At 69.2% G+C, this 668-nt stretch carries 1 protein-coding gene; it reads right to left on the bottom strand.

Features of this window, described 5'->3' with window-relative positions:
* On the bottom strand, window positions 1–668 hold a 668-nt coding region (locus tag ACFVFQ_RS38795; RefSeq protein ID WP_383425432.1), incomplete at both ends, for a sensor histidine kinase.

Here is a 668-nt window from a genome sequence, read left to right as displayed (position 1 = left end):
ACTCCGTTGTCCGTGACGGTGAGGGTCAGCTGTCGGTGGCGCAGGGTCAGGGCCACGTCCGCGGTGTCGGCGTGGGCGTGGCGGGCGGTGTTGCTGAGCGCTTCGCCGAGCGCGGCCAGGACGTGGTCGGCGAGTTCGCGTGGTACGTCGGTGTCCAGGAGGCCCTCCATGTGGAGGGAGGGTGTGAAGCCCAGTGTGCGGGAGGCTTCTTCCAGGGTCGCGACGGTGCGTGTGCGCAGTCCCTGCCGACCGGGTGTGGGGGCCTTGGGTCGTAGGCCGAAGATGGTGGAGCGGATGATCTTGATGGTCTCGTCGAGGTCGTCGACGGCGCGCAGCAGGCGCTCGCTTGCCTCGGGGTGGTCGACGAAGCGGACGGTGCTTTGGAGGGTCATGCCGATGGCGAACAGCCGCTGGATGGCCAGGTCGTGGAGGTCGCGGGCGATGCGGTCGTGGTCCTTGAGCAGGGTGACCTGTTCCGCGGCGGTGCGCTGTTCGTCGAGTTCCATGGCGAGGGCGGCCTGGCCGGCGAAGGTGAGTAGTGGTGTGGTTTCCGGGGTGGTGAACGGCGCGCGTCCGCGGCGGTGCGCTGTTCGTCGAGTTCCATGGCGAGGGCGGCCTGGCCGGCGAAGGTGAGTAGTGGTGTGGTTTCCGGGGTGGTGAACGGCGCG

Source organism: Streptomyces sp. NPDC057743 (genome assembly GCF_042798755.1).
Classification (GTDB): domain Bacteria; phylum Actinomycetota; class Actinomycetes; order Streptomycetales; family Streptomycetaceae; genus Streptomyces.
Note: the sequence above shows the minus strand (reverse complement) of the source record. Positions and strands in the feature narration are given on the sequence as shown.